This is a genomic window from Ruegeria atlantica (genome assembly GCF_013032455.1).
GTDB classification, from domain to species: Bacteria; Pseudomonadota; Alphaproteobacteria; order Rhodobacterales; family Rhodobacteraceae; genus Ruegeria; species Ruegeria atlantica_B.
This window is the reverse complement of sequence record NZ_WQCF01000001.1, coordinates 694,525-718,461: the sequence shown is the minus strand read 5'-3', so window position 1 is coordinate 718,461 and position 23,937 is coordinate 694,525. Positions and strand designations below refer to the sequence as shown.

The 23,937-nt window shown below is 56.5% G+C and carries 19 protein-coding genes and 1 tRNA gene; 7 read left to right on the top strand and 13 right to left on the bottom strand.

Features of this window, described 5'->3' with window-relative positions:
* Position 1 precedes the first annotated feature (1 nt).
* Complete coding sequence (locus GOW93_RS03500) at positions 2-1,402, bottom strand: diguanylate cyclase (protein WP_170381659.1); 1,401 nt, start codon at positions 1,400-1,402, stop codon at positions 2-4.
* 87 nt (positions 1,403-1,489) lie between these two features.
* On the opposite strand from GOW93_RS03500, the gene GOW93_RS03495 reads away from it, so the two are divergent.
* The 5 genes from GOW93_RS03495 to GOW93_RS03475 all read left to right on the top strand — a co-directional run bounded on the left by GOW93_RS03495 (position 1,490) and on the right by GOW93_RS03475 (position 5,899).
* Entirely contained in the window at positions 1,490-1,774 is a 285-nt protein-coding gene (locus GOW93_RS03495) for a DUF3572 domain-containing protein (RefSeq protein ID WP_170381658.1), read from the top strand.
* 25 nt (positions 1,775-1,799) lie between these two features.
* Positions 1,800-2,492 carry an HAD family hydrolase gene (locus GOW93_RS03490; RefSeq protein WP_170381657.1) on the top strand — a complete coding sequence of 231 codons (693 nt, stop codon included), beginning with the start codon at positions 1,800-1,802 and terminating at the stop codon, positions 2,490-2,492.
* A 120-nt stretch (positions 2,493-2,612) separates the two neighbouring features.
* On the top strand, positions 2,613-4,172 hold the full coding sequence (locus GOW93_RS03485) for a trimethylamine methyltransferase family protein (protein ID WP_170381656.1): 1,560 nt from the start codon (positions 2,613-2,615) through the stop codon (positions 4,170-4,172).
* Positions 4,173-4,292: 120 nt separating this feature from the next.
* Positions 4,293-4,880, top strand: a complete 588-nt coding sequence (locus tag GOW93_RS03480) for a heme NO-binding domain-containing protein (RefSeq protein ID WP_170381813.1) — start codon at positions 4,293-4,295, stop codon at positions 4,878-4,880.
* Complete coding sequence (locus tag GOW93_RS03475; RefSeq protein ID WP_170381655.1) at positions 4,877-5,899, top strand: diguanylate cyclase domain-containing protein; 1,023 nt, start codon at positions 4,877-4,879, stop codon at positions 5,897-5,899. Before GOW93_RS03480 ends, GOW93_RS03475 begins: the two co-directional genes overlap by 4 nt.
* Before the next feature lie 26 nt (positions 5,900-5,925).
* Here GOW93_RS03475 and GOW93_RS03470 read toward each other — a convergent pair whose 3' ends face one another.
* The 8 genes from GOW93_RS03470 to GOW93_RS03435 all read right to left on the bottom strand — a co-directional run bounded on the left by GOW93_RS03470 (position 5,926) and on the right by GOW93_RS03435 (position 13,382).
* Positions 5,926-6,624, bottom strand: a complete 699-nt coding sequence (locus GOW93_RS03470) for a CbiX/SirB N-terminal domain-containing protein (protein WP_170381654.1) — start codon at positions 6,622-6,624, stop codon at positions 5,926-5,928.
* Between the two features lie 71 nt (positions 6,625-6,695).
* Entirely contained in the window at positions 6,696-7,628 is a 933-nt protein-coding gene (locus tag GOW93_RS03465; RefSeq protein ID WP_170381653.1) for an AEC family transporter, read from the bottom strand.
* Between the two features lie 42 nt (positions 7,629-7,670).
* Positions 7,671-8,468, bottom strand: a complete 798-nt coding sequence (locus GOW93_RS03460) for an MBL fold metallo-hydrolase (protein WP_170381652.1) — start codon at positions 8,466-8,468, stop codon at positions 7,671-7,673.
* Complete coding sequence (locus GOW93_RS03455; protein ID WP_170381651.1) at positions 8,465-9,271, bottom strand: TatD family hydrolase; 807 nt, start codon at positions 9,269-9,271, stop codon at positions 8,465-8,467. Before GOW93_RS03455 ends, GOW93_RS03460 begins: the two co-directional genes overlap by 4 nt.
* On the bottom strand, positions 9,268-10,389 hold the full coding sequence (locus GOW93_RS03450; RefSeq protein ID WP_170381650.1) for a DNA polymerase III subunit delta': 1,122 nt from the start codon (positions 10,387-10,389) through the stop codon (positions 9,268-9,270). The genes GOW93_RS03455 and GOW93_RS03450 overlap by 4 nt, the downstream gene beginning before the upstream one ends.
* Before the next feature lie 7 nt (positions 10,390-10,396).
* Positions 10,397-11,023, bottom strand: a complete 627-nt coding sequence (tmk, locus tag GOW93_RS03445) for a dTMP kinase (RefSeq protein WP_170381649.1) — start codon at positions 11,021-11,023, stop codon at positions 10,397-10,399.
* A complete protein-coding gene (locus GOW93_RS03440) occupies positions 11,020-12,186 on the bottom strand; it encodes a D-alanyl-D-alanine carboxypeptidase family protein (protein ID WP_170381648.1) in 1,167 nt (388 codons plus the stop codon). Before GOW93_RS03440 ends, tmk begins: the two co-directional genes overlap by 4 nt.
* A 17-nt stretch (positions 12,187-12,203) precedes the next feature.
* A complete protein-coding gene (locus GOW93_RS03435) occupies positions 12,204-13,382 on the bottom strand; it encodes an SPOR domain-containing protein (protein ID WP_170381647.1) in 1,179 nt (392 codons plus the stop codon).
* A 202-nt stretch (positions 13,383-13,584) separates the two neighbouring features.
* On the opposite strand from GOW93_RS03435, the gene GOW93_RS03430 reads away from it, so the two are divergent.
* A tRNA-Ser gene (locus GOW93_RS03430) sits at positions 13,585-13,674 on the top strand.
* Between the two features lie 469 nt (positions 13,675-14,143).
* A complete protein-coding gene (locus GOW93_RS03425; RefSeq protein ID WP_170381646.1) occupies positions 14,144-17,464 on the top strand; it encodes an ATP-binding protein in 3,321 nt (1,106 codons plus the stop codon).
* A 208-nt stretch (positions 17,465-17,672) separates the two neighbouring features.
* Here the strand turns inward: GOW93_RS03425 and guaD are convergent, their stop codons facing one another.
* The 4 genes from guaD to xdhB all read right to left on the bottom strand — a co-directional run bounded on the left by guaD (position 17,673) and on the right by xdhB (position 23,931).
* A complete protein-coding gene (gene guaD / locus GOW93_RS03420; RefSeq protein ID WP_170381645.1) occupies positions 17,673-19,022 on the bottom strand; it encodes a guanine deaminase in 1,350 nt (449 codons plus the stop codon).
* Between the two features lie 63 nt (positions 19,023-19,085).
* The gene (locus tag GOW93_RS03415; protein ID WP_170381644.1) at positions 19,086-20,687 is read right to left on the bottom strand and encodes a xanthine/uracil/vitamin C permease; all 1,602 of its coding nucleotides are present in this window, start codon (positions 20,685-20,687) and stop codon (positions 19,086-19,088) included.
* Between the two features lie 43 nt (positions 20,688-20,730).
* On the bottom strand, positions 20,731-21,609 hold the full coding sequence (xdhC, locus tag GOW93_RS03410; RefSeq protein ID WP_170381643.1) for a xanthine dehydrogenase accessory protein XdhC: 879 nt from the start codon (positions 21,607-21,609) through the stop codon (positions 20,731-20,733).
* A 3-nt stretch (positions 21,610-21,612) separates the two neighbouring features.
* On the bottom strand, positions 21,613-23,931 hold the full coding sequence (xdhB, locus tag GOW93_RS03405) for a xanthine dehydrogenase molybdopterin binding subunit (RefSeq protein ID WP_170381642.1): 2,319 nt from the start codon (positions 23,929-23,931) through the stop codon (positions 21,613-21,615).
* Between the last annotated feature and the right edge of the window lie 6 nt (positions 23,932-23,937).

Genomic DNA, 23,937 nt, shown 5'->3' with positions numbered 1-23,937 from the left:
TTTAGGCCGCGCTTTGCTGGAGCTGAACCTGATCGCGTCCGCCGGTCTTTGCGGCATATAGCGCGGAATCGGCCGATTTAATCAGCCCTTCCAGCCGAGCGCGCTGCGGTGATTGCGAAGATCCGGTGGGGTGGGTGATCATCAATCCGATGCTGACGGTAACAGAAATCGGCTCAGAGGTATCCGGCAACGCGAACGGGTTTTCTCGGATACAGCCGCACAGATTCCGCGCCAATTCCAACGCGTTGGCCTGTGTCGTGTTGGAAAGTCCGATCATGAACTCCTCGCCCCCGATCCGAGCAATGAAACCGGCGGACCCGACGATTTTCGCCATCCGTGTCGCCGCCTCGGCCAGAACATAGTCCCCGGCGGAGTGGCCGAACGTGTCATTTATCGCCTTGAAATGATCAAGATCGGCCAGCATCACGGCCAGACCGCGCCCCACCTGCGCCGGTTGGCTTGCAATCTGATCCATCGCTCTCATCGCATAGCGACGGTTGTGCAGCCCGGTTAGCGGGTCGACCCAGGAATCTACCACTCCGCGCCGCAGTGATGCACGCATCTGATCCCTTCGGTTTTTACGAGCGATCTGGTTTTTTAGGCGTAGAAAAGTCTCTTCGGGGCAGAATCCTGCCATGCATATTGCGTCGGCGCCCCGGTCCAAGGCTTCTGATGCCAATTCAGAGTTCCCGTCTTGCAGAATACCGATCAGTACGGTGTGCCGTGTAAATCCGCGTGATTTCAGGTCTGCCAGCAGGTTGAGGCCTGACGGGTTTTCGCTGACCTCAAACAAGATAGCATCTGGTACGGGACCTGACAAAACCCCCTGAAGGTTTGACGGGGTATGCGCAGACAAACTGTACTGGGTTTGTTTCGACAGTACGCTTTGCCACAGGGCCCCCGTACGAGGCTCTTGCGTCAGAACAGCGACGCGGGCTGCCGCGGCGGGCAAAATTGGCGCTGCGCTGGGCTCTGCAAAACCAATGGGATGCGATGAACTGTCAATCTGTAGATCCTGTGTTTCGGCTCGGGCGCGCAAAAGGCTCCGCACGCGGGCCAGCAGGAATGTATCTTTGAAAGGGTAGGCCAGAACATCATCCAGCCCTTCCGACAAAGCCTTGATGCGTGCCGCCCTGTCGTTTTGCGGTGCGATGGCAACAACCGGAACGTCAATCAGGTCTGGATTGGCCATTACCAGCTTTTTGACATCCGCAGCGGTGCCATCTGGCAATGACTGAGATGTCAGTACCAGATCAGGTTTGCTGCGCCGTAAAAGTCCGGCCAAACCCTGAAGCCGTTCGCCTTGAACGACGTGATACCACGCCGCGGTCAGTTGAACCTTCAGCATGATGCGATTGGTTGAGGTCCCGTCGAGGACAAGGATGGTTCCTTGCGCGGACATATCAGTCACCGTTGATTGCATGCGTTGCCAAAGTGTTTATGAGTCTGGTTAACAAACCCTTTCCATGACCTGATCCGGGGCTACTTTATGTCAATCTCCGCCCAATCTGCTGAAACATTGGCTCTGAATGCTCTGGGCTGGTTGGTTGGTAATGAAGAGTTATTACCAGTTTTCTTGGGTTCGACGGGTGCATCGGCGCAGGACTTGCGGGACCGGGCTGCAGAGCCAGAGTTCCTCGGGTCGATTTTGGAATTTCTGATGCTTGACGATTCGTGGGTAATCGCCTTCTGTGACGCGAATTCAGTGCCCTACGATCTGCCGGGTCAAGCGCGCGCGGTATTGTCCGGCGGTGCCGACGTTCACTGGACCTGATTCAACATCTGTGCAGGAGAAAACCATGCCCATTGACGCGATCCTGTTCGACAAGGACGGAACCCTTTTTGACTTTGCAAATACTTGGGGGGCTTTCGGACGAAATCTGGTTCTGCGACTGGCAGATGGCGACCATGCACGAGCGGCCGAATTGGGGCGCGTCATCGGATTTGACCTTGAAACGGCAACCTATGCCGAAGACAGCATTGTGATTGCCGCAACAGTCGAGGAAATCGCCGAGGTTCTCATCGAGCATGTTTCAGCTATGTCACTTGAGGAATTGCTCGATGTGTTGAACACCGAGGCAGCTGCGGCGCCACAAGCGCAGGCCGTGCCTCTGGTGCCGTTTCTGGACGGGTTGCGACAAGCGGGATTCAAGCTTGGCGTGGCGACCAACGACAGTGAAATGCCTGCGTTGCAGCACTTGGCATCGGTGGGAATCCGGGAACATTTTGACTTTGTTGCCGGTTACGACAGCGGCCACGGGTTCAAACCGGGGCCCGGTCAGTTGTTGGCCTTTGCCACGCATGTTGGCGTAGATCCGGAACAGGTGGCCATGGTTGGCGACAGCTTGCATGATTTGCAGGCCGGGCGCGCAGCAGGGATGACGACAATCGGTGTTCTCACAGGGATCGCGCCGGCCGAAGCTCTGGCACCGATGGCGGATGTCGTTTTGCCGGACATTGGTCACATTCCCGGCTGGTTGGCCAAAAACTGATCTTTCAGAGATCAGTTTCGCCGCATTGGAATAGAAAACCGACAGACTCTGTCGCAGACAGAACGGCCAGACACCTAACTTCGGGGCTTGCATGAAAGGACGCAAGTTCCGGAGGATCATATGGCAGATACAAAATCGCGTAGGCGTCGTGCTGGCGGGCGGGCCGGGGCCGCCGAGCGCCGGGGTAGCGCAGTAATCGACCAGATGCCCTGGAGCCCTCCGGTCAATATCGATCATCCGACGGAACCGCTGAATCCGGAAGGGATCGAGGCGATCCACGAGGGGGCGATGCGCATCCTCGAAGAGATCGGGATCGAGTTCTACAACGAAGAAGCCAAGGGTATTTTGCGCAAGGCAGGCTGTACGGTCGAAGGCGACAATGTCCGTATGGGCCGGGACTTTGTCATGGAGATGGTCGGCAAGGCACCATCTACATTCACGATCACGCCGCGCAACATCGAACACAGGATCGAGATCGGCGGAAAGAACATGGTGTTCGGAAACGTGTCTTCTCCGCCGAATTACTGGGATATGGAGATTGGCACCAAAGTGCCTGGCAACCGAGACATGTGCCGCAATCTTTTGAAGCTGACACAGTACTTCAATTGCATTCATTTCGCCGGAGGTTATCCGGTCGAGCCAGTTGATATCCATGCCAGTGTGCGGCATCTGGACGTGCTTTATGATAAGCTAACCCTGACAGATAAGGCGATGCACGCCTATTCTCTGGGCAAAGAGCGGGTCGAAGACGTGATGGAAATGGTGCGCATCGCAGGTGGCCTGACCCACGAAGAGTTCGAAGCAACGCCCCGGATGTACACCAACATCAACTCAACGTCTCCACTGAAACACGACCATCCTATGATTGATGGCTGTCTTCGGTTGGCGCGGCGCGGGCAAGCTATTGTTGTGACACCGTTCACATTGGCCGGTGCGATGGCACCTGTCACCATGGCCGGGGCCGTGGCGCAATCGCTGGCCGAGGCGCTGTGTGCGATCGCCTTGTTTCAATATGTGCGCCCAGGGATTCCTTGTGTTATCGGCACGTTCACATCCAATGTGGATATGAAATCTGGCGCTCCGGCCTTTGGCACGCCGGAATATATGCGTTCCACTCAGATGACAGGGCAGATGGCGCGGTTTTACGGTCTGCCTATGCGATCGTCGGGTGTGTGTGCTGCGAATGTGCCTGACGGGCAATCTGTTTGGGAGACGTCCAATTCACTCTGGGCTTCGGTGCAGTCGGGCACCAACATGGTTTATCATGCCGCCGGATGGCTTGAGGGCGGCCTGATCGCAAGCCCTGAAAAATTCATCATGGATTGCGAGGTTTTGCAGCAAATTCAGCGCTATATGCAACCAGAGATCACAGCGACCGGCCCGGATGAGATTGCTCTGGATGCGATCCGTGCGGTGGGCAATGATGGCCATTTCTTTGGCATTCAGCACACGCAGGATCGGTACACTACGGCGTTTTATCAACCCTTCCTTAGCGATTGGAAAAACTACGAAGGCTGGAACGTCGCGGGCGGCATCTGGACGGCCGAGCGTGCCCATCACATGTTCAAGGAAATCATTACCAGCTTTGAACCTCCGGCGATGGATGATGCAATCCGAGAAGAACTGGCTGATTTCGTGGCTCGCAGAAAGGCCGAGGGCGGGGCACCGACGGACTTCTAATTTTTCACTAGGGCGTCCATCCCGAATCTTGTTCATATTGTCCGTACGCTATGGCGCATCTTGGGGGTTTGTTAAGGATTGTCAGATCAGATTGGTGTGGAAACCAATTTGGGGCATCACATGCATGGTCTGATCAATCGGGCGGTCCAATCTTTTGTGTGCGTGACTTACGGTCAGTCATGCTGGTTGCGCGTGGCCGACGCGGCTGAACTGGGCTTTACCGAGTTTGAGGCCATGCTTGTCTATGATGACGATGTGACGATCCGTGTTCTGGATGCAGTATGTGCCGATTTGAAACGCCCGCGTGCCGAAATCCTTGAGGATCTGGGAACCTATCTGGTCTCGCATCCCAAAATGGAAGACTTGCGTCGGCTGCTGCGGTTCGGCGGTGTAACTTATGTAGAATTCCTGCATTCACTGGACGATTTGTCTGACAGGGTCCGGCTGGCCGTCTCTGACCTTTGTCTGCCGGCGCTTGAGTTGATTGAGGTTAGCCCGACAGAATTCCGATTGCTCTGCCATCCGGGGCTGGCCGGATACTCCAGTGTCATGGTCGGAGTACTGCGTGCCATGGCTGACGATTACGGCGCTTTGGCGATGTTGTCCCATGACGGTCAAGATGGCGAGGCCGAGGTGATTTCGGTGGTGCTTGTGGAAAGTGCCTTCGCTAAAGGGCGCCATTTCGATCTTGGAGCGCGCAAGTCATGAAGGGTGCTGGTGATCTGGCGGGCTTGTTGGAGACACTTTGCCCAATGTTCGTTCTAGTTGACGAAGATGGTCGGATAACGCGTGTGGGTCCGACTTTGCAGAAACTGCGACCTGGTCAACCGATGGCGGGGAAAGACTTTCTGGAAGTGTTCGAGCTGGTTCGACCACGGTCGGTAACGACCCTTTCGGGGTTGATGTCATTGGCCGGAGCTAAGCTTCACCTCAAACTTCATGGCACGCCACGCACGGCACTTAAGGGCTTGATTGCGCCCCTGCCACAGGGAAAAGGTGCGGTCATTAACCTATCGTTCGGTATCTCGATACTGGATGCGGTACGTGATTATGCCCTGACCAGCGCGGATTTCTCGGGTACTGATCTAGCGATCGAACTGTTGTATCTTGTCGAAGCAAAATCTGCCGCAATGGAAGCTTCGCGGTCGCTGAATCTGCGCCTGCAGGGTGCAATGTTGGCGGCCAAGGAGCAGGCATTTACCGATATGCTGACCGGATTGAAAAACCGACGCGCCTTGGATGTGCTGCTTGGGCATCTGGTTTCGGGAAATGCCCCCTTCGCCCTGATGCATTTGGATCTGGATTTCTTCAAATCAGTTAACGATCAGTACGGGCATGCAGCAGGTGATTTTGTGTTGCAGCAGGCCGCTCGGATTATGATCGAGGAAACTCGCAACGACGATACAGTTGCTCGTATCGGTGGGGATGAGTTCGTTATTATTTTCAAGGGGATGTCGGACGAAGTTATTCTGTCATCAATAGCCGCGCGCCTGATCGACCGGCTGCAAAAACCGATGCAGTTCGAGAATAACACCTGCCGGGTTTCAGGCAGCATCGGTACCGCGTTGTCGACCCAGTTTTCGTCCCCCAAAGTGGCAGAAATCATGAATGCGGCGGACTTGGCTTTGTATGAGGCGAAAAGGAAGGGCCGGTCCCGGCATTGTCAGTACTCTGCGCTGGGCGGGCTTTGTCATGGCGACGCAACATCCGGGGTTGCTTCGGACTAATCGTGCGTAAACCAAGTGGTTGGGGGTCAACCCCTTTGAAATGCGCGTGTCAGGATGGTTGCAATGTGCTGCTGGATCTGGGGCAGTTCTCCGACAACGGGCATGACCTGACCTTTGAACGCGGCTGCCTCTAACTCTTGCGGTACATCCTCAAGCACATGACCTCCGGTGCATGCAAAATAGGGCAGGCACAGAGCTTGCGCTGACAGTCCAGAGGCTGCTTCGGAAATTGAAGGGCGTTCCTCGACAAAGCCTGGGCGAATTGATCTGAAGGCCAGCCGCTGTGCCAGTTCAGCGGCGAAGGTCCGAGCCACTGCAGACGGGTTGCGGCTGCGGCCCGAGCCATGGGCGGCCAGAACCAGATCGGTGTCCTGCGGGGCCCATTTGTTGTCTTTCAGCGCGTCAGACAGAGCTTCGGCGACCAGCCCTGGCAGGTTCGGATCAACCCCCAGCGGGTCGAGAATAGGGAGCTTCCTTTCGGCAAGGCGTTTGGGCAGGGCGCTGGTGACAAACCACCCATTGGCCATGAAAAGCGGGTAAATCACCGCGTCATCCGACAGTTCTGATACGCGGTCTTCGAACAAGCCCGGCGCAGCGAGGGTGGCTGAACGTACAGTTACATCTTCGCACAGGGCGTCGACTTCGGCCGCATAGGCGGCAAGTGACTGTTCGGCTGGGGCCGGATCTGACGGTTGGCCATGGGCGACAATTAGGGCGTGCTGCATTTCATTGGTCCAGTCTGGTTTTCCGATAGGTGTTTCATGATGAAATAAAGTCAATCCATACCGCGCCATTGTCAGCCCAAAAGTGTTAGCCAGAACCAGACCGTCAGGATTGACGCCGCTGTCCCGATCAGAACCGCTGAGGCTGCGACTCGTTTGGCCCGGCCATACAGGTTGGCGAAAATATAGGCGTTGAAACCGGGTGCCATAGCAGATGTCAGAACGCCAGATCGAAACAAATCCTGCGGCAGTCCCGCCACTGACCCGAACAGCCACGTAAGGCTGGGGTGCAGCAACAGGGAGATACCGCAGACATACGCGATAGCGCGCAGATCGCCTTCGGGTTTGTATTTGACCAGAATTCCTCCCAACGCAAATAGGCCACCGGGCAAGGCAGCCCCGGTTATCAGACCAAGCGCTTCGTCCACTACCAGCGGCACACCGACGCCAGACAGATTGACGATAAACCCAAGAGCAATACCAAGGATCAGTGCGTTTCGAAACATCGCGGATAGTACCGAGCGGGCCATTTGTTTGCCGCCATTGCCGCGGTTTCGAACAACCTCCATCACGGTGATGCCGATGCAATAGCAAAACGGCGCGTGGAAGGCGATGATCGCATAGTTTCCTGCCAAATTTTCAGGCCCGTAGGCTCGGTCAGTAATCGGCAAGCCCAGTAGCACCGAGTTGGAAAACAGGCAGCAAAAACCGATGGCGATACAGTCCTCCCACTCGCGATGAAAGATAAGGCGGGCACCGAACAAACCAGCGATGAAACACAGCGCAGCGGCGGTGTAGAAGCTGACCTGCAGCCGAGGATCAAAGCTGGTACTCAGGTCCAGACGCACGATAGCAAGAAACAGCAGGCACGGGATGGCGAAGCCTTGGGTGAACTTCATCAGACCGTCGATATGGGTTTCCTTGAAATACCCCAAATAAGTGGCAGCGTAGCCCGCTCCGATCACAAGGAAAACCGGCAGGATGACGTCGATCAGGCTTTGCAGCATCTTGCTACCCCAGGGGATATCGCTGGGCCCCTTCGCAGCGGTCTACAGAGCCTGATGGATCACCATGCCGTCATAGGCGGGGGTGATGTGTTCGGGAGTTTCCGCGTCGACCGTGTCATAGTCGAGGTCGATATGCATATTCGTCAGGACTGCGCGTTTTGGTTGCAACTGGTCAATCCAGCCAAGCGTCTTTTCCAAATGTGTATGGGTCGGATGCGGCGACCGACGTAGGGCGTCGATGACCAGACAGTCCAACCCCTGCATTACCGACCACGCATCGTCATAGATATCTGCCACATCTGGCAGATAGGCCAATTTGCCCATCCGGAAGCCCAATGAGTCAATCGACCCGTGGTTGACCTTGAACGGGTGAAAAGGGATCGGACCACCGGGGCCGTCGATTTCAAATGGGCCATCTATGGATTTAAGATCGAGGATCGGCGGGTACGGAGAGCCCTCGGGCTGAATGAAGGCATAGCCGAACCGCCCCAGCAGCGCGTTTTGGGTATCGCCATCGGCCCAGACTGGCACGCGTTCACGCATGTTGAACACGATCATACGCAGGTCGTCGATGCCGTGAACATGGTCAGCGTGTGAATGCGTATATACAACGCCATCCAGCCGTCCGGTCCCGCTGTCCAGTAGCTGGCTGCGCATGTCGGGTGGTGTGTCAATCAGGACGGACGTGGTGCCTTCGGGCCCGTCACGTTCGACCAGCATCGAACAACGCCGGCGGATGTTCTTGGGGTTATTTGGATCACAATCGCCCCAATGCCCACCTAGCCGGGGCACGCCGCCGGACGAGCCACAGCCGAGAATGGTGCAGCGAAGTTCGGTCATGCAGCCGCCTTATAGGTCGCGGCTTTGGTAAAGAGACGATCAAAATTGGCCTGCGTTTGGGCGGCAAAATCGGCATAGGCCATGCCGAACACCTCTGCCCCTTTCCGGGCTGTGTGGGCGGTGTAAGCCGGTTCATTACGTTTGCCACGATATGGGGGCGGGGCCAGATAGGGCGCGTCGGTTTCCACCAGAATGCGATCGACCGGGGCCAAGGTGAAGATATCGCGCAGCTCCTGGCTTTTGGGGAAGGCGGCGATGCCGGACATCGACAGGTAAAAGCCCAGATCCAGCGCGGCCTTGGCCAGTTCCGCTGAGGAGGAAAAGCAGTGCATGACGCAGGAATAAGGCGCGTTGCGGTGTTCCTCGGACAAAATGCGGGTCACGTCATCGTCGGCGGCGCGGGCATGGATAATCAGAGGCAGCCCAGTGCGCTGGGCGGCCTCGATATGGATGCGCAGCGACTGCTGCTGCACTTCGGCGCTGTCAGCTGTGTAGTGATAATCCAGCCCGGTTTCACCGATGCCAACGAATTTCGGATGCTGAGAGAGCGCAACCAATTCGTCAACGGTAGCCATCGGCTCATCTGCGGCGCTCATGGGGTGGGTGCCCGCGGCGTAAAAGACGGGCGCGTGGGCTTCGGCAATGGCGCGGACAGTGGGTTCGTTACGTAACCGGGTGCAGATCGTGACCATGCGTGTCACGCCTGCCTCGGTGGCGTTGGCGATGATCTGGTCCAGCTGCCCCTCGAAATCAGGGAAGTCCAGATGGCAATGGCTGTCGGTGATTTGGGGGGTGTCGCTCATCTGCTCCGACCGGCGGTTTCCTGTATCTTGAACACCGTATCTAGGACCAGAGCGGCAGGGTCAAGGTTCACCGCCTGACCATGTCGCGCGCGGGCAGTGATTGTCGCGGCGACCTCGGCCCATTGCCGTGCTTGTTGAGGCGAAGAAGACAGGCGGGACAATGTTTCTGCCTCATTCGGGGCGGCTTCGGGCATAGGCGGCGCGCCAGTTGCGCCAGTCAGAGCGAGGCGAGATAGGGCGACGTCGATCAGGGTCAGCAGCAGCTCGAACTTCTCAGCTGCGCCGCGCTGTGCAGCAGCTTCGGCCAGCCTCAGCGCGCGTTGGCGGTCCATGCGGGGCAGGGTGCCCAGAATGGCGATCAGCTCGGCATAAATTTCCAGCCCGCCCAGATTGATCAGTCGGACCGCATCACCGACAGACCCGGCGGCCAGCGCTGCCAGATGATCAGTCTGCGCTGGCAGTTCAGTTCCGGTTTGAGTAAGGGCGGCCTGCATGTCCTCGGCCCCCATCGGCGACAGACGCAGGGTTCGGCAGCGAGACCGTATTGTAGGCAACAGACGCGAGGGCTGATGTGAGACCAACAGCAAAGTGGTGCGTGCAGGCGGTTCTTCCAACATTTTCAGCAGGGCATTGGCCGCGCTGACGTTCATCTCATCCGCTGAATCCACAATGACGACGCGCCTTCCACCGTCCGCAGACGACAGGCCAAAGAATTTCCCAAGCTTACGGATGTCATCAACCACGATTTCGTTTCGTAACCGCCCTTGATCGTTCAGGGACCGAGTGATTGCGGCGAGGCCGGGTTCGGCCCCTGCCAGAATACGGTGCGCAACCGGGTGTTCGGGATCAACCTCCAGTGATTCAGGAGGAGGCGGTGCGCCAAACAGTCCATCATCCTCGACCGGAGGGGTCGCCAGCAGAAACCGAGCAATCCGCCAGGCCAGCGTTGCCTTGCCGACCCCACGAGGTCCGGTCAAAAGCCAGCCGTGATGCAGCCGGTCCGAGGTGTAAGCGCTCAGAAACGCCTTCTCTGCCTCGCCTTGCCCAAACATTTGCTGGGTTTCGCGCGGGTGCGGGGCTCCGGGAGCCTGATCCGGGGTCGGGGTGTCGTCGCTCATCTATCGTCTATCGCAGTGCTTGCAGGACGATATCTGTCACATCTAGCGCAACGCTGTCCATGTCCCGGTTGCCGTCGATCACACGGAAGCGGTTGGAAAACTCGTCCGCCAGCGCCAGAAAACCAGCGCGCATCTTTTGCTGCAGGTCGATGCCGAAATCCTCAAAGCGTTCTTCAGTGCCCTGCCGACCCTTGGCACGAGAAAGGCCGGTTTGCGGATCCATGTCGATCAATAGCGTCAGATCGGGTTCGCGTCCGATCATGAGGGTGTGCAACTGATCGACCAAATCGCGCAGATTTCCACGAGACAGCCCCTGATACATTCGAGTGCTGTCAGCGAAACGGTCGCAAATCACTACCTTGCCCGCGGCCAGCGCCGGTTCGATGGTGCGCTCCAGATGATCCCGCCGCGCGGCAGTGAACAACAGCAATTCCGTCTCGGCGGACCAGCGGTCAGGATCGCCTTCCAGAACCAGACGTCGAATCTCTTCAGCCCCGGCTGAGCCGCCAGGTTCGCGGGTCAGGACGACGTCATGCCCCAGATCACGCAAACGCTCGGCCAGCATGCGCGCCTGCGATGACTTGCCTGATCCGTCAATACCTTCGAAGGTCAGAAACAACCCAGTTCCCGTCACAGTGCATCCAGAGGGTTGCCGATCACATCGGTTAGAACAATACCGCCCACGGTCATCATGCGTACTACGAATCCTCCGGCGGGTACGGCTTCGGCAGCCAGCAGCGGGCGGCGGATTTCCGGCAGACCTTCCGGCTTGATCACCAGTTCAGCCAATTGCTGCCCCTTTTCGATCGGCGCGTTGACCGGACCGTCATAGACAACCTCAGCCTCGATATTCTTGTCGCCCAGAACCGGGAACAACAACGAAAGGTCTTCTTCGGGCACCAATCCCACGGTCTTTTGCGCCCCCATCCAAACCTTGGCCTCGGCTATTGGCGTGTCCGCGTTGGCAACTGTCCTCTCGACAAAATTTCGAAACGACCAGTTAACCACGGCCTCAGCCTCCTCTGCCCGTTTTGCTGTGCTGTCGAGGCCGGTGAGAACGAAGATTACCCTGCGATCCCCTTGCTTGGCCGAGCCGACAAGGCCATATCCGGCCTCTTGCGTGTGGCCGGTTTTCAGGCCATCGGCACCGATCCCCAGTTTCAGCAGTGGGTTGCGGTTCCGCTTGTTCGAGGGCGCACGACCGTCGAATTCAAAAATTTCCTCGGCGAACAGGGGGTAATATTCCGGGAAATCCGCGATCAAGCGATCCGCCAATACCGCAAGGTCGTGCACCGACATCATATGTCCCGCAGCGGGCCAGCCGTTGGAGTTGGCAAAGTTCGAATTGTCCATACCCATCTGTTTGGCGCGCTGGGTCATGTACCGGGCGAATCCGGCCTCGGTTCCATCCGGGCTGAGCGCTTCGGCGATCACAACGCAGGCATCATTGCCAGACAGAACGATAATGCCACGCAGCAGATCTTCGACCCGGACGCGGTCCTGTGTGTTCAGGAACATGGTCGAACCACCATAACTCATCGCGTGTTCCGACACGGGCAGGGTTTCGTCCAGTGTCAGTCGGCCATCGCGCAGCGCTTCGAACGCAACATAGAGCGTCATCAACTTGGACATCGACGCGGGCGGCAAGGGCTGATCGGCCTCTTTGGACAACAGCACTGTTCCGGTCGTCTGGTCGATCACGTAAGCCGCGCGGGCGGTTGTATCAAAGGCGTGGGCGGGCAGCGCAAACAACGCCAACCCGAGGGTCAAAACAGATGATCGCAGTGAGGACAGCAACTGGGGCCTCCTTTGTTTCAGTTTTTGACGGTAAACGCGTCAGTAAAGCCAAGATCTTTGACGTCGGCCTGCATCGCGTTGCGTTCCTGTCGATTTGCCGCTGGTCCGACCAGCACACGCCAGACCGTTTTGTCGCCGGTCTTAAGTTCGCGAACGCGCGCAGGCATTCCGTTTCGTTCAATTTTTGACGCCGCGCTTTTGGCATTGGCCTCGACATTGAAGGTTCCAACCTGAACAAACGGCTTGGTCAGAGATTTGGCCGCCGTTTCTGCGGCGGCGGTGTTTGCACTGACCGGAGTGGGTTCTGTTGCCTCAATGGCGGCTGCGGCCCCTTCAATGGGGTCTAAAGGCGTTTCTGTGATTTCGTCAGGATCTTTCTTCTGCCACCATTTTCGTTTCTCGGGCTTGTCCTCTGGCGGTGTCACCTCAGGATCCGACAGAGCGGCTGTCGTGGGCGTCTCGGTTGCGGTTTCAACGACCTCTTCAGGCGTTGCAGTCGCGACCTCGGCTGTGGTTTCACTTGCCGTAGCGGCTGCTGCTCCTGCTACGCCTGCCGCTGCAACCGTTTCTTTCTTCTGCCACCACTTGCGCTTGTTTGGCTTGTCTTCTTCGGCTGACGCGGTATCGACCGCGTTTTCTTGTGGTTTGGTTTCTTCTTCTTTGGGCGCACTGTCAGCGGTTTGAGGTTCAACAGCCTCTACCGGTTCTTCTACTTTCTTCTCCACCGGTTTACGCCGCAGGGCGATGACCTCGACCTTAGTGGGTGAACCCGCAAGGATACCCAACTTTTCCGCGGCTGCGGATGAAAGTTGCAGAGCTGGCCCAGGAAGGTGTCTTTCCCGCCGGAACAAAGCGCCGGTAATGGATTTGTTGTTCGTCGTATTTTTAATGACAACACGCTCGGGCTGCGTCACATCCGGGTGGGCCACCCATATGCCCCCCAGCGACGGGCGTCCGTCCCAAAGGCCAGCCTCGGTCACATTGAAAACATCTGGTGCCTCGACGGTTTTGTCGGATGCTGACGGGGCTGTTGCGAACAATTCAACCGGGTCATTTGTTTGTGCGTCTTCACTTTGGGCCTCTATCGAGGCGCCATCTGTCGACAGACTCTCATCACAACTTGCCAGCACCGCCAGCGTCACGGCCAACACCGCTGCTGATCGCGGTTTTACACGTATCTCAGTCGCTCGCTTCATTTTGTCATCCCTTGCCTGAAGGGGTCTCGTTTCCTGAACCCCACCGTTCGTCGCCGGTTCTGTGTTGCCGGTCTGTTACGGTCCTCACGCAAAGCATAACGGGGGTAGGGTGTCATGGAAAGACCACTGCGCACGCATAGGCGAGTTTTCCCGATTTGGCTCTTGCCACCGTTTCAAGTTGGCCTTAGACCCGGCATCACGCGGGGAGGTGGCAGAGTGGTCGAATGCGGCGGTCTTGAAAACCGTTGAACGTGAGAGCGTTCCCAGGGTTCGAATCCCTGTCTCCCCGCCAACTAAGCCAATCTCATTTCACGGGTGTTTTCTGTCCTGAAATAGTGTGGCATTTCCTGTTGGTTCCGTTTCTGATCTGGTCAACAGAAGTTGGGTTTAGGCGGGCAGGTTGCCCATAAATCGAGTTGAGTATTCCCATCTGCCATTTCAACGTCGTGATCGGGCGTTGCAGCGCTTTTGGCTCATGCCAAGTTTGCGGAAGTTGGCCGCTGCTGTTTCTTCTATCTATGACTACCTCACCCAGAATCTGTCTTTTACCGGTTTAGCTGAGATTGGCTCGAATTTGTCTGACAGCACAGGCAATGAAACCCTTGACCAGAACTAAAGCGGCCTTCTTCATTGTGAGAATGCGAATTAGGTGCTTCGACTAAAAACTACCCGGAGTTCAAATACGCTAAAGAAATTAAGGAGATGCGTGCTGGTGAGGCGCAGGCAAAAGCTCTGCCAGAACAGCAAGCGAAACGACTGATATGACCGATATCGCGATCTGGCTAAATAAACACGGGTTGTCCAAATACGCTGAGGCCTTTGCTGAGCACGAAATCGAGCATTGTGATCTGACGGAGTTAACTGACGAGGACCTTGTAACGATCGGGCTTCCTCTTGGTCCGAGGCGACGTTTCATGAAGGCAGTTCGCGCAGACACAGAGGGGGCACATCGCCCACAAAACACCGCATTAGGTCCCGCGATAGTAGCCGAGCGACGGCAACTTACAGTCATGTTCATTGATTTGGTGGGGTCGACGGCAATATCCCAGAGTGTCGATCCTGAAGACCTGGCAGAAGTTCTTCGGCTTTTCAAAGAAACTTGTGCTGCTTCTGTTGTGGCCTTTGATGGTCACATTGCAAGTTATTACGGCGATGGGATCATGGTCTTTTTCGGGTTTCCTCATGCCCACGAAGATGACCCAGAACGTGCCGTCCGCGCTGGTCTGCGCATCATAGAAGAAGTGCCAAATTTACGCACCCATACAAAACTTAATGTCCGAATAGGGATCGCGACCGGATTAGTTGTTGTCGGCGATCTACGCGGCGAAAAAATGTTTGAGGATGGAACAGCCATGGGCGAGACGCCAAATCTGGCCGCACGCCTTCAAGCAATGGCAGATCCGGGCACACTTATTGTTGCTCCAAGCACTCATCAGTTAGCAGGTGACGCTTTTGAGTATGTTCTACGTGGCGCATTCAAGCTTAAGGGTTTTGCAAAAGAAGTTGAAGCTTGGCAGGTAACTGGAACACGAGAGACCGTCAGCCGCTTTTTGGCGGTAGATGATGTGCTGTTTAAGCCTTTGGTTGGCCGCTCTGCCGAATACGAGACCCTGAACGGGAAGTGGAAGCTGGCTAGCGGTGGTCAGGGGCAAGTTGTGCTGGTATCGGGCGAGCCAGGCATCGGAAAATCTCGACTGGTAGAAGAGCTGCGTCAGAATGTTTCGGGGGCTTCTCACACTCAAATTCGGTATCAGTGTTCTCCTTACCATTATGCGAGTGCGTTTTACCCTGTCATTCGTCAATTCGAGATGGCCGCGGGGCTTCGTTCCGACGATCCAATTGACGTAAAACTTGAAAAGATCTCATCGGTATTGGGCAATCAATCCAGCAACGAACTTAGACTGGCTGCCTCTCTTCTATCCATTCCGTTCGAGGATAAACTGGGGCCATTGGATCTGACGCCCCAGCAAATAATGGAGCAGACACTGGGAATGTTCTTGGGTCGTCTGATTTCCGAAGCCAAAGAAAAACCGGTGCTGCTATTGTTTGAAGACGCGCACTGGGTAGACCCAACCACCAAGTTGCTGCTGGACCAGATCGTGGACCGGGTTCGAGACCTTCCTGTTCTGGTTGTGATTACCTTCAGGCCTGAATTCGACCCAGGATGGGCGCTGCAATCGAACCTTGCAAAAATTGTTTTGAAACAACTGGATTTCGAACAAGTCAAAAGCATTGTGAACGAAGTTGCCGAAGGCCAGCCGATTTCTGACGAGGTGTATGAATTGGTCGCTGCGAGGTCTGACGGTGTGCCGCTGTATGTCGAGGAGGTGACCAAGGACCTCCTCGAATCAGGGGCTTTGACCGAAGGCCGAGAAATTGGCGCGATTGGAGGGCCTTCTCTGGCAAATCCGGTTCCCAGCACATTGCATGATGCGCTGATGGCGCGACTCGACCGTCTGAGTTCGGCAAAGGAAGTGGCCCAGATCGGGGCAGTAATTGGCCCCCAGTTTTCCTATTCGTTGATTGCTGAAGTGTCCCGTTTTAGTTCCAAGGCGTTGCGCGCGAGTTTGAGGCTTCTGGTGGACGCGGGTATCGTTACAACCTCCGCAGCAGAAGATTTGGAGATATTCAGCTATCGCCATGCCCTTATTCGTGACACTGCCTACAACAGTCTTTTGAAGAGTGAACGTAGGGTCCTTCATGCTCGCGTCGCACAAACGCTAAAAAACAATGATGCTAACATTGGTGATGCTAGCCCGGAAATTCTGGCCCACCACTATACGTTGGCTAGGATGGGTAAGGAGGCAATCGACTGCCGATACCTTGCGGGTCAGCGTGCAATTAAGCGTTCAGCCAATATTGAGGCGAATACGCAACTTTCACTGGCAATTGAGCAACTGAGCGAACAGAATCCGAGTAGAGAACGAGACCGAAAAGAAATTGAAATACAAGTTCTTAGGGCAGGTGTTCTGCGATCTACGGCTGGAATTGCGGCAGATGAAACTGGTTCCATCTATGCACGAATACGAGATCTGTGTGAACGCGTTGAAGAAACAGAGCACTTGTTCCCCGTATTGAACGGTCTGTATTCCTTTCATTTGGTTCGTGCCGAATATGATTTGGCTCGGAATGTTGCTGGGCAACTGCTGAAATTGGCGAGTGCATCCGGAGAAACACAGCACCGAATGGTCGCTCATCGTGCGATGGGCGCAGTATTGTTCCATATCGGCGAGCTGAGCCCAGCCTATGAGCATTTGAACACGGCACTGGAACTCTACAACCGTGAACGTGATGGGCATCTGGCCTATGTTTACGGATCAGATCATGCGGCGATAACGTCCTGCTTTTTGAGTTTGGCTATCTGGATGCGTGGGGCACCCGACAAAGCACTTGAGATCCAAAAGCAAGCAGTTGCTGCTGCACGGGAGCTTGAGCATGCTCATAGTATCGCACAATCGCTCACCTATCTGTGCATGCTTCATCTACTGCGACGTGAACCCGAACAGGTTACTGAAGTGGCGGATCAACTCGAAGATCTGGCTTCTAAGCACTCATTCAAATTCATGTCTTTGACTGCCGTCCTCTGGCGAAGCTGGGTGGACGCATTTGTATCACCTGACCAGACAACAATCGGTGCCTTGCAACAAGCGGCAGAAGCTTGGTGGTCCAGCGGGGCGGGGAACTACAAGCCATTCTTTCTAACACTGATCGCTGAACTCAGACTTAAAACAGGTGATCGGGAAGGCGCGTTGGACTTGTTGGCCAAAGCCCGCGATGATCAGGATCTTTCGAATGAGGGGTGGGCCCAATCAGAGACAGCCCGTGTATACGCCCTCGCCAGGTCCAAGAATGAACCTGCCGAAGCAGAGTTTCGAGATGCTTTTGAAGTTGCCCGTCGACATCGGGCTAGTATGTTCGAACTTCGAACCGCGATAGATTATTTGAGGCAATGCGAAAAATTTGGGCGCAAACACATTGCCGTCGCCGAATTGCGAGTTGCCCTGGAGGCGGTCACAGGAGGAGAGCACACACTCGACGTGAGTGATGCTCTTGAATTACTTGGTGACACCATCGCTGGCTAACCTCCCGAGTTTCACGGTAGCGCTTGAATAGATTTATGCCGCTATGAAGAGTAGTTGTAGCTCTAGTCTAGTTCAGAAATCGAAGGCCAGATTTGTTGCGCATTACGGTCAGTGTGGCACTTGGCTGTGAACACCCTGTTTGCGCAACAAATGCGACTTCTCTGTACTTTCCAAACGTTGGACCGAACTGTGCTTCCTCTACTGCATGTCACGTCCGCGTCATGGCCGGAGTATTTGCGAAGCTCTCGTTCGGCACATTTGGTCGGGTTCCGGTGCTTGGCGCTCCTGAGATGTAGACTTCCTCAATCGCGCGGTCATCCCCCATCATCTGCAAAACAAATAACTCTTCTGCAAGACTATCCACGCGGTCCATGCGCAAGGCCATGGCAGGAGTGCTGCGTGCGTTTAGAACGACGATATCTGCCTCGGTTCCGGGGCTCAGGTTTCCGATTTTATCCTCCAACCCAAGAACGTTTGCATTGCCGAGTGTCGCCCAATGGAAGGCCTGAAGGGGATGCAGGGAAAGTCCCTGTAATTGCAGAATTTTGTAGCCCTCGTTGAGAGTTTGGAGCATCGAATAACTGGTGCCAGCGCCAACATCTGTCGCGATGCCGTTAGAGATGCCGCGCGTTTTCAACCCTCCATGGTCAAAAAGACCACTGCCAAGGAACAGGTTTGAGGTTGGGCAGAATACGGGGTGCGCACCGGTTTCCGCGAGCGCATCTATTTCGCGCGCCTCAAGGTGGATGGAGTGACCAAGAAGCGTTTTCTGCGACAGCAAACCATAGGACTGGTAGACATCCAGATAGTCGCGCGCCTGCGGGTAAAGCTGCTTGGTAAAGGCGATCTCGTCCTTGTTTTCCGACAGATGAGTCTGAATGTGGCAGTCGGGATGTTCTTGCGCCAACGCCTGCGCCATCGCCATTTGTTCGGGCGAGGACGTGATCGCAAATCGAGGTGTGATGACATAACCATTGCGGCCCTTGCCGTGCCAGTCCGCAATCAGGGCCTTGGTGTCATCGTACCCCGTCTGCGGAGTGTCCTGCAGACTGTCGGGCGCATTGCGGTCCATCAGTACCTTGCCGCCAAGCATGCGCATGTTTCGTTTGGTCGCTTCGGTGAAAAACGCATCCGCCGATGTCTTGTGGACCGAGCAATAGGCAACCGCAGTCGTCGTGCCGTGTGTGACAAGCTGATCGAAAAACGCGCGTGCCATTAGTGCACTGTGCTCGTCCGAGGCAAATCGGGTTTCTTCCGGGAAGGTGTAGTTGTTGAGCCAGTCCAAAAGCTGCGCGCCCCACGAGGCGATCACCTGAACTTGCGGGAAGTGAATGTGTGTGTCGATGAATCCGGCCATCATCAGGTGGGGGCGATGGTCCGTCACCGGTACATCCCCAGCTTTCGCGCTGATCTCGGTGAAGGGGCCAGTGTCTTGGATGATCCCGTCCTGTATCAGCAGGGCGCCGTCTTCAAGATAAGTATAAGCGCCGGTGTCTTCGCCACTTTGGGGTTCGCGATGAAAGGTCAGCAGACGACCGCGAAGCAATCTCTGTGTCATTGAGGGTCTCGTTATAGCGGAATGGAGGGGTAGGGGGCAGTCGTGCGACTGCCCCTTTAAGGATCAGGCCTGTTGTGCAGGCGAGTCGTCGTCGATCAGATCGGGCTCATCCGGTACGATGACGCGATGCTCCAGGTCCTCTTTGGGCGCGAACATTGGGTAAACGTAGAGGAACGCACCAATGATCAGGTAGCCGATGGTGATTCCGTCGAACTGAGGCATCTGCAGTGTGTAGGAGTGAATGATCCCTACGGCAGACATCAGCCCGCCAGCGGCAGCAAACGCCCCTGCCATCCGGAAACGGCCGTCAATCACGTCAGCCACGATTGCACCCCAGACCAGACCGGTGATGATCGCGCCTTGGCTCAGCGCCAAGTGACCTTCGTAATGAGCACCTTCCATCAGTAGTGCTGCGGTCAGACCTTCGTCACCCAGCGAGGGCAAGCCTTCGACACCGGTGCTACGCAACGCGTTCATCAGTGATCCCCACTTAACCATCAGGAAAGCCGAGATGTGGGGCAGGATCGCAAAGGATACTGCAGCCATGTGCATCGGCTTCACAGCCCAGGCTGTATTGGTGATCAGGCTAACTGAGACAAAGACCAGTACCGGAGCAGCTGCGGCAATCGGGATAAGGCCCGCAAGGAAAGACAGGAAGCCTAGGAACGCAGCAGCGGCAATCACGACGGCGACGCCGACGATGTAACCTGCATGTGCATCAAGCCGTTTGTAAGCCGGATGACCGATGTAAACCGTGGTTGGGAAGGGCGATCCAAACAGCGCGCCCAGCATCGTGCCCGCGCCATCTGTGACCTGGCACAGTCCGACCGGGTAGTGGTCACCTGCGGCCTCGGCCGACTCCACATTGTTCATCGTTTCGATGAAGTTGTAGATTTGCACAGGGATCAGCACCAGAAACAGTTCGGGGTTTGCGAAGAGGTACTGCACACCGGCAATGAGGTCGCCGATATAGGGGATCGGCGGATAGAAACCGATGCCGCTCACGTCGATCTTGGACTCACCAAGGATAAGAGCGATTACCGTACCTGCAGCAATCGCAACCAGACCTGCAGGGACGTTGCGCGGGAGGCGGAAACGACCGATCAGGCCCCAGAGGATGAACAGCAGCGAAGTAAAACCAATGATGGGGTTTTCGAAAACTTCGGCCAGTGGCACTGAACCGATGAAGACCAAGGCGATGCCGCAAAGCGTACCCAGCATACCGGCGCGGGGTGTGATCCGCTTGAGGTATGGCCCAACGATGGCGCCCAAGGCCGCAACGATGCCGCCCATGAAACCGGCTCCGATACCCACTTGCCATGCAAGCATCGGGTCATTGGTTGCCCAATAGATCGGTCCGATAACACCAAACAGGTAGACGAACATAACCGGTGTCGAGATACCGTAAGGCAATGCGGTTACATCTTTACCTTGAGCAGTAGCGGCCCATTTGGCGAGGTATGTGTAGACGGCGACACCGGCCAAAATCGCGACGGCGGCACCGGGAACGATGCGGCCAAAGACGATTTCCGCGGGCATTTGAAACACGAACTGGCAGACCCCTGACAGGATCAGCAAATTTACTAGGTTGTCGGTAAACAGCGCCCAGAAAGCGCTGAAATCGCTGCGGGTAAACAGCTTGTAGTCGTAGGTCCTCCCGTCCATGACGGTCTCCTCCTCTGATGTGACCGGAATGGCCTGACGGATGTCAGGCCGATCTCCCTTTCCGGTCGTGATGGTGGCCCACCAGGGGCGCTTGGGTTGCCCCGGTCAGGGCGGTCGCGGCAGTTTCAGAGGTCAATTCAGCCATCACCTCGGCCACCACGAAGGCGGCGATGACGCTGGGCCGCTTGTCGCGGCTACCGCTAGCCCCGATGGGGCATTTCAAATGTTCGATTGACTGTCCGTCACAGTTCTTGTGCGCCCAGTTTCTGAGCTTGACCCGCTTGGTGGCGGACCCGATCATCCCCACATAAGCGGCGTCCTGACGTTCCAGCGCGGCGGATGTCAGCAGGAAATCAAGCCCGTGATCGTGAGTCAGAACGATAAAGGCGCTGCCCGCAGGCGCACCCCAGATATCCGTCTCGGGGATTGCGCTGACGCGGGTTTCGACATTGGCTGTGCAAAGTTCGACCTCTTCGGGTCTGGTGTCGACGAGGATGCAGCGCACTGGCAGATGCTGAAGCTGATTGGCCAAAGCGCGCCCCACGTGGCCCGCGCCCATCACATAGACATGTGGCAAAGCTTCGTCCCGCCGGGCAGCACGTTCCGTTGCTGCCCATTTGTCTGACACACGCATACGAGTCAGCTTCAATTCGACGCGACCACCGCAGCATTGCCCGATTTCAGGGCCAAGAGGCACATCCAAATTCTGGTGCAGCGTGCCGTCACGCAGCATGTCCCGCGCGGCATTGATAGCCATGAACTCCAATTGCCCGCCACCAATTGTTCCCCAAAGCGCCTTCGGAGCCACGAACATCTCTGTCCCCTCATTGCGCGGAGAAGACCCGCGCACACGCGTAAGGGCGACTTGGATAACGCAACGCTGAGCGGACAGAAATTCGTTCAGGGAACCCGGGGCAGCCATGGCTTAGGAACCTTCTTGCAGCCGTGTAACAGCCATCAGCACACGCTCAGGGGTGGCCGGAGCGTCAAGGCGCGGGCATTCCTGGTAGTCGGCAACCGAGGCCACGGCCATCGACAGAGCCTCGAGAACCGAAATGCCCAGCATGAACGGCGGCTCGCCAACCGCTTTGGACCGTTTGATCGTCAACTCGCGGTTCTCCGACCAATCAGCGAGGTTCACATTGAAGATGCGCGGGCGGTCGGACGCCAGCGGGATCTTGTAGGTGGACGGCGCATGAGTGCGCAGCCGACCGGCATCATCCCACCAAAGCTCTTCGGTGGTCAGCCATCCCATGCCCTGAATAAACGCGCCTTCGACCTGCCCCTTGTCGAGCACAGGGTTCAACGAGCGCCCGACATCGTGCAGCACATCTGTACGGTCGACGCGGTACTCACCAGTCAGGGTGTCAATCGTCACCTCGGAGCATGACGCACCATAGGCGTAGTAGTAGAACGGGCGGCCTTGCCCCTTTGCGCGATCCCAGTGGATTTTCGGCGTTTTGTAGAACCCGGCTGCCGACAGCTGCACACGCGCCAGATAGGCTTGCTTGATGAACGCATCGAACGGCAGAACCTCTTGGCCAATATGCACCTGATTGGCGTGAAAGGTCACGTCCTCGGGGGCGACATCCCATTTTTCAGCGGCGAATTTTACCAGACGTTCCTTGATTTGCTCGACGGCGTTCAGCGCCGCCATGCCATTCAGATCGGTTCCGCTGGAGGCCGCAGTGGCTGAGGTATTTGGAACCTTCTCCGTCGTCGTCTTGGTAATCTTGATCCGGCTGAAATCAACCTGAAACGCCTCGGCCACGACCTGCGCAACCTTGGTGTTGAGGCCTTGCCCCATTTCAGTGCCGCCGTGGTTCAGGTGGATCGAACCGTCATTGTAAACATGCACCAGCGCACCGGCCTGATTGTACCAGGTCGCCGTAAAGGAGATGCCAAACTTGACGGGTGTCAGCGCGATGCCTTTTTTCAGGATCGGCGATGTTTTATTGAACTCAATGATGTCCTGACGGCGCTTGCGGTATTCGGACGTCTCTTCCAGCTCTCCGACCAACCGGTCGAGGATGCTGTCTTCGACCTCTTGGTGGTACGGGGTTATGTTGCGGTCCTCGGTGCCGTAGAAATTGGCCTTGCGCACATCCAGCGGGTCTTGTCCGGTGGCATAGGCAATCTCTTCGATCATCCGCTCTGCCGCGATCACGCCTTGCGGCCCGCCAAACCCACGGAACGCAGTGTTCGAAACGGTGTTGGTTTTCATAGGATGGCTGTTCAGGCGCACATTCGGATAGAAATAGGCGTTGTCCGCATGGAAAAGCGCCCGGTCGGTCACGGGGCCGGACAGGTCCGCCGAGAACCCGCAGCGTGCGGCAAAACTGCCTTCGACGGCCTGAATGCGGCCATCGTCGTCAAAGGCGACATCGTAGTCGATGACAAAGTCATGGCGTTTGCCGGTTGCGGTCATATCCTGATCCCGGTCGGGGCGGATTTTAACGGCGCGGTTCCACTTTTTGGCGGCCATAGCTGCAACGGCGCAGAACAGGTTCATCTGGCTTTCCTTGCCGCCAAATCCTCCACCCATGCGGCGCACATTGACCACAACCGCGTTGGACGGCACCCCAAGAACATGCGCCACCATATGCTGCGCCTCAGACGGGTGCTGGGTCGAGCAATGCACGACCACCTCGTCGTCTTCGCCCGGAATGGCAAAGGCGATGTGACCTTCGAGGTACATGTGATCCTGGCCGCCGACATTCATCCGGCCCTTGATCCGGTTCGGCGCGGTCGCCTGTGCTGGGGTAACGTCACCGCGCTCAAGCTTGAGCGGTGCTGTGACATGCGGGTATCCGGCCTCCTGCGCGGCGATCGGGTCCAGCGCATGGGGCAGTGTTTCGTATTCAATCTTCGCCAATTCCGCAGCGCGGCGCGCGATGTCGCGGGTTTCGGCAACCACAGCGAACAAAGGTTGTCCGTGAAACTGAATAGCGTCAGTCGGGAAAACCGGTTCGTCGTTCAGGTGTGTTGGGCTGATGTCATTGGCCCCCGGTACATCGTCAGCGGTCAGGACACCCACGACCCCAGGCGTGGCCAGCACTTCAGTGAAATCGATGCCCATCAGTTTGGCATGCGCGACGTCGGACACACCAAGGTATGCGTGCAAGGTGCCTTCGGGCTGAGCAATGTCGTCAGTGTAATCAGCCCGTCCTGTGACATGCTTGATCGCGCTGTCGTGGTTCACGTTGGTGTGGGCCGCCCCAATGATGGAAACGTAATCTTTCATCTTTTC

Coding starts and splice junctions, on each gene's coding strand:
- GOW93_RS03500 (WP_170381659.1), bottom strand. CDS start 1,402: ATGTCCGCGCAAGGAACCATCCTTGTCCTCGACGGGACCTCAACCAAT.
- GOW93_RS03495 (WP_170381658.1), top strand. CDS start 1,490: ATGTCAATCTCCGCCCAATCTGCTGAAACATTGGCTCTGAATGCTCTG.
- GOW93_RS03490 (WP_170381657.1), top strand. CDS start 1,800: ATGCCCATTGACGCGATCCTGTTCGACAAGGACGGAACCCTTTTTGAC.
- GOW93_RS03485 (WP_170381656.1), top strand. CDS start 2,613: ATGGCAGATACAAAATCGCGTAGGCGTCGTGCTGGCGGGCGGGCCGGG.
- GOW93_RS03480 (WP_170381813.1), top strand. CDS start 4,293: ATGCATGGTCTGATCAATCGGGCGGTCCAATCTTTTGTGTGCGTGACT.
- GOW93_RS03475 (WP_170381655.1), top strand. CDS start 4,877: ATGAAGGGTGCTGGTGATCTGGCGGGCTTGTTGGAGACACTTTGCCCA.
- GOW93_RS03470 (WP_170381654.1), bottom strand. CDS start 6,624: ATGCAGCACGCCCTAATTGTCGCCCATGGCCAACCGTCAGATCCGGCC.
- GOW93_RS03465 (WP_170381653.1), bottom strand. CDS start 7,628: ATGCTGCAAAGCCTGATCGACGTCATCCTGCCGGTTTTCCTTGTGATC.
- GOW93_RS03460 (WP_170381652.1), bottom strand. CDS start 8,468: ATGACCGAACTTCGCTGCACCATTCTCGGCTGTGGCTCGTCCGGCGGC.
- GOW93_RS03455 (WP_170381651.1), bottom strand. CDS start 9,271: ATGAGCGACACCCCCCAAATCACCGACAGCCATTGCCATCTGGACTTC.
- GOW93_RS03450 (WP_170381650.1), bottom strand. CDS start 10,389: ATGAGCGACGACACCCCGACCCCGGATCAGGCTCCCGGAGCCCCGCAC.
- GOW93_RS03435 (WP_170381647.1), bottom strand. CDS start 13,382: ATGAAGCGAGCGACTGAGATACGTGTAAAACCGCGATCAGCAGCGGTG.
- GOW93_RS03425 (WP_170381646.1), top strand. CDS start 14,144: ATGACCGATATCGCGATCTGGCTAAATAAACACGGGTTGTCCAAATAC.
- guaD (WP_170381645.1), bottom strand. CDS start 19,022: ATGACACAGAGATTGCTTCGCGGTCGTCTGCTGACCTTTCATCGCGAA.
- GOW93_RS03415 (WP_170381644.1), bottom strand. CDS start 20,687: ATGGACGGGAGGACCTACGACTACAAGCTGTTTACCCGCAGCGATTTC.
- xdhC (WP_170381643.1), bottom strand. CDS start 21,609: ATGGCTGCCCCGGGTTCCCTGAACGAATTTCTGTCCGCTCAGCGTTGC.
- xdhB (WP_170381642.1), bottom strand. CDS start 23,931: ATGAAAGATTACGTTTCCATCATTGGGGCGGCCCACACCAACGTGAAC.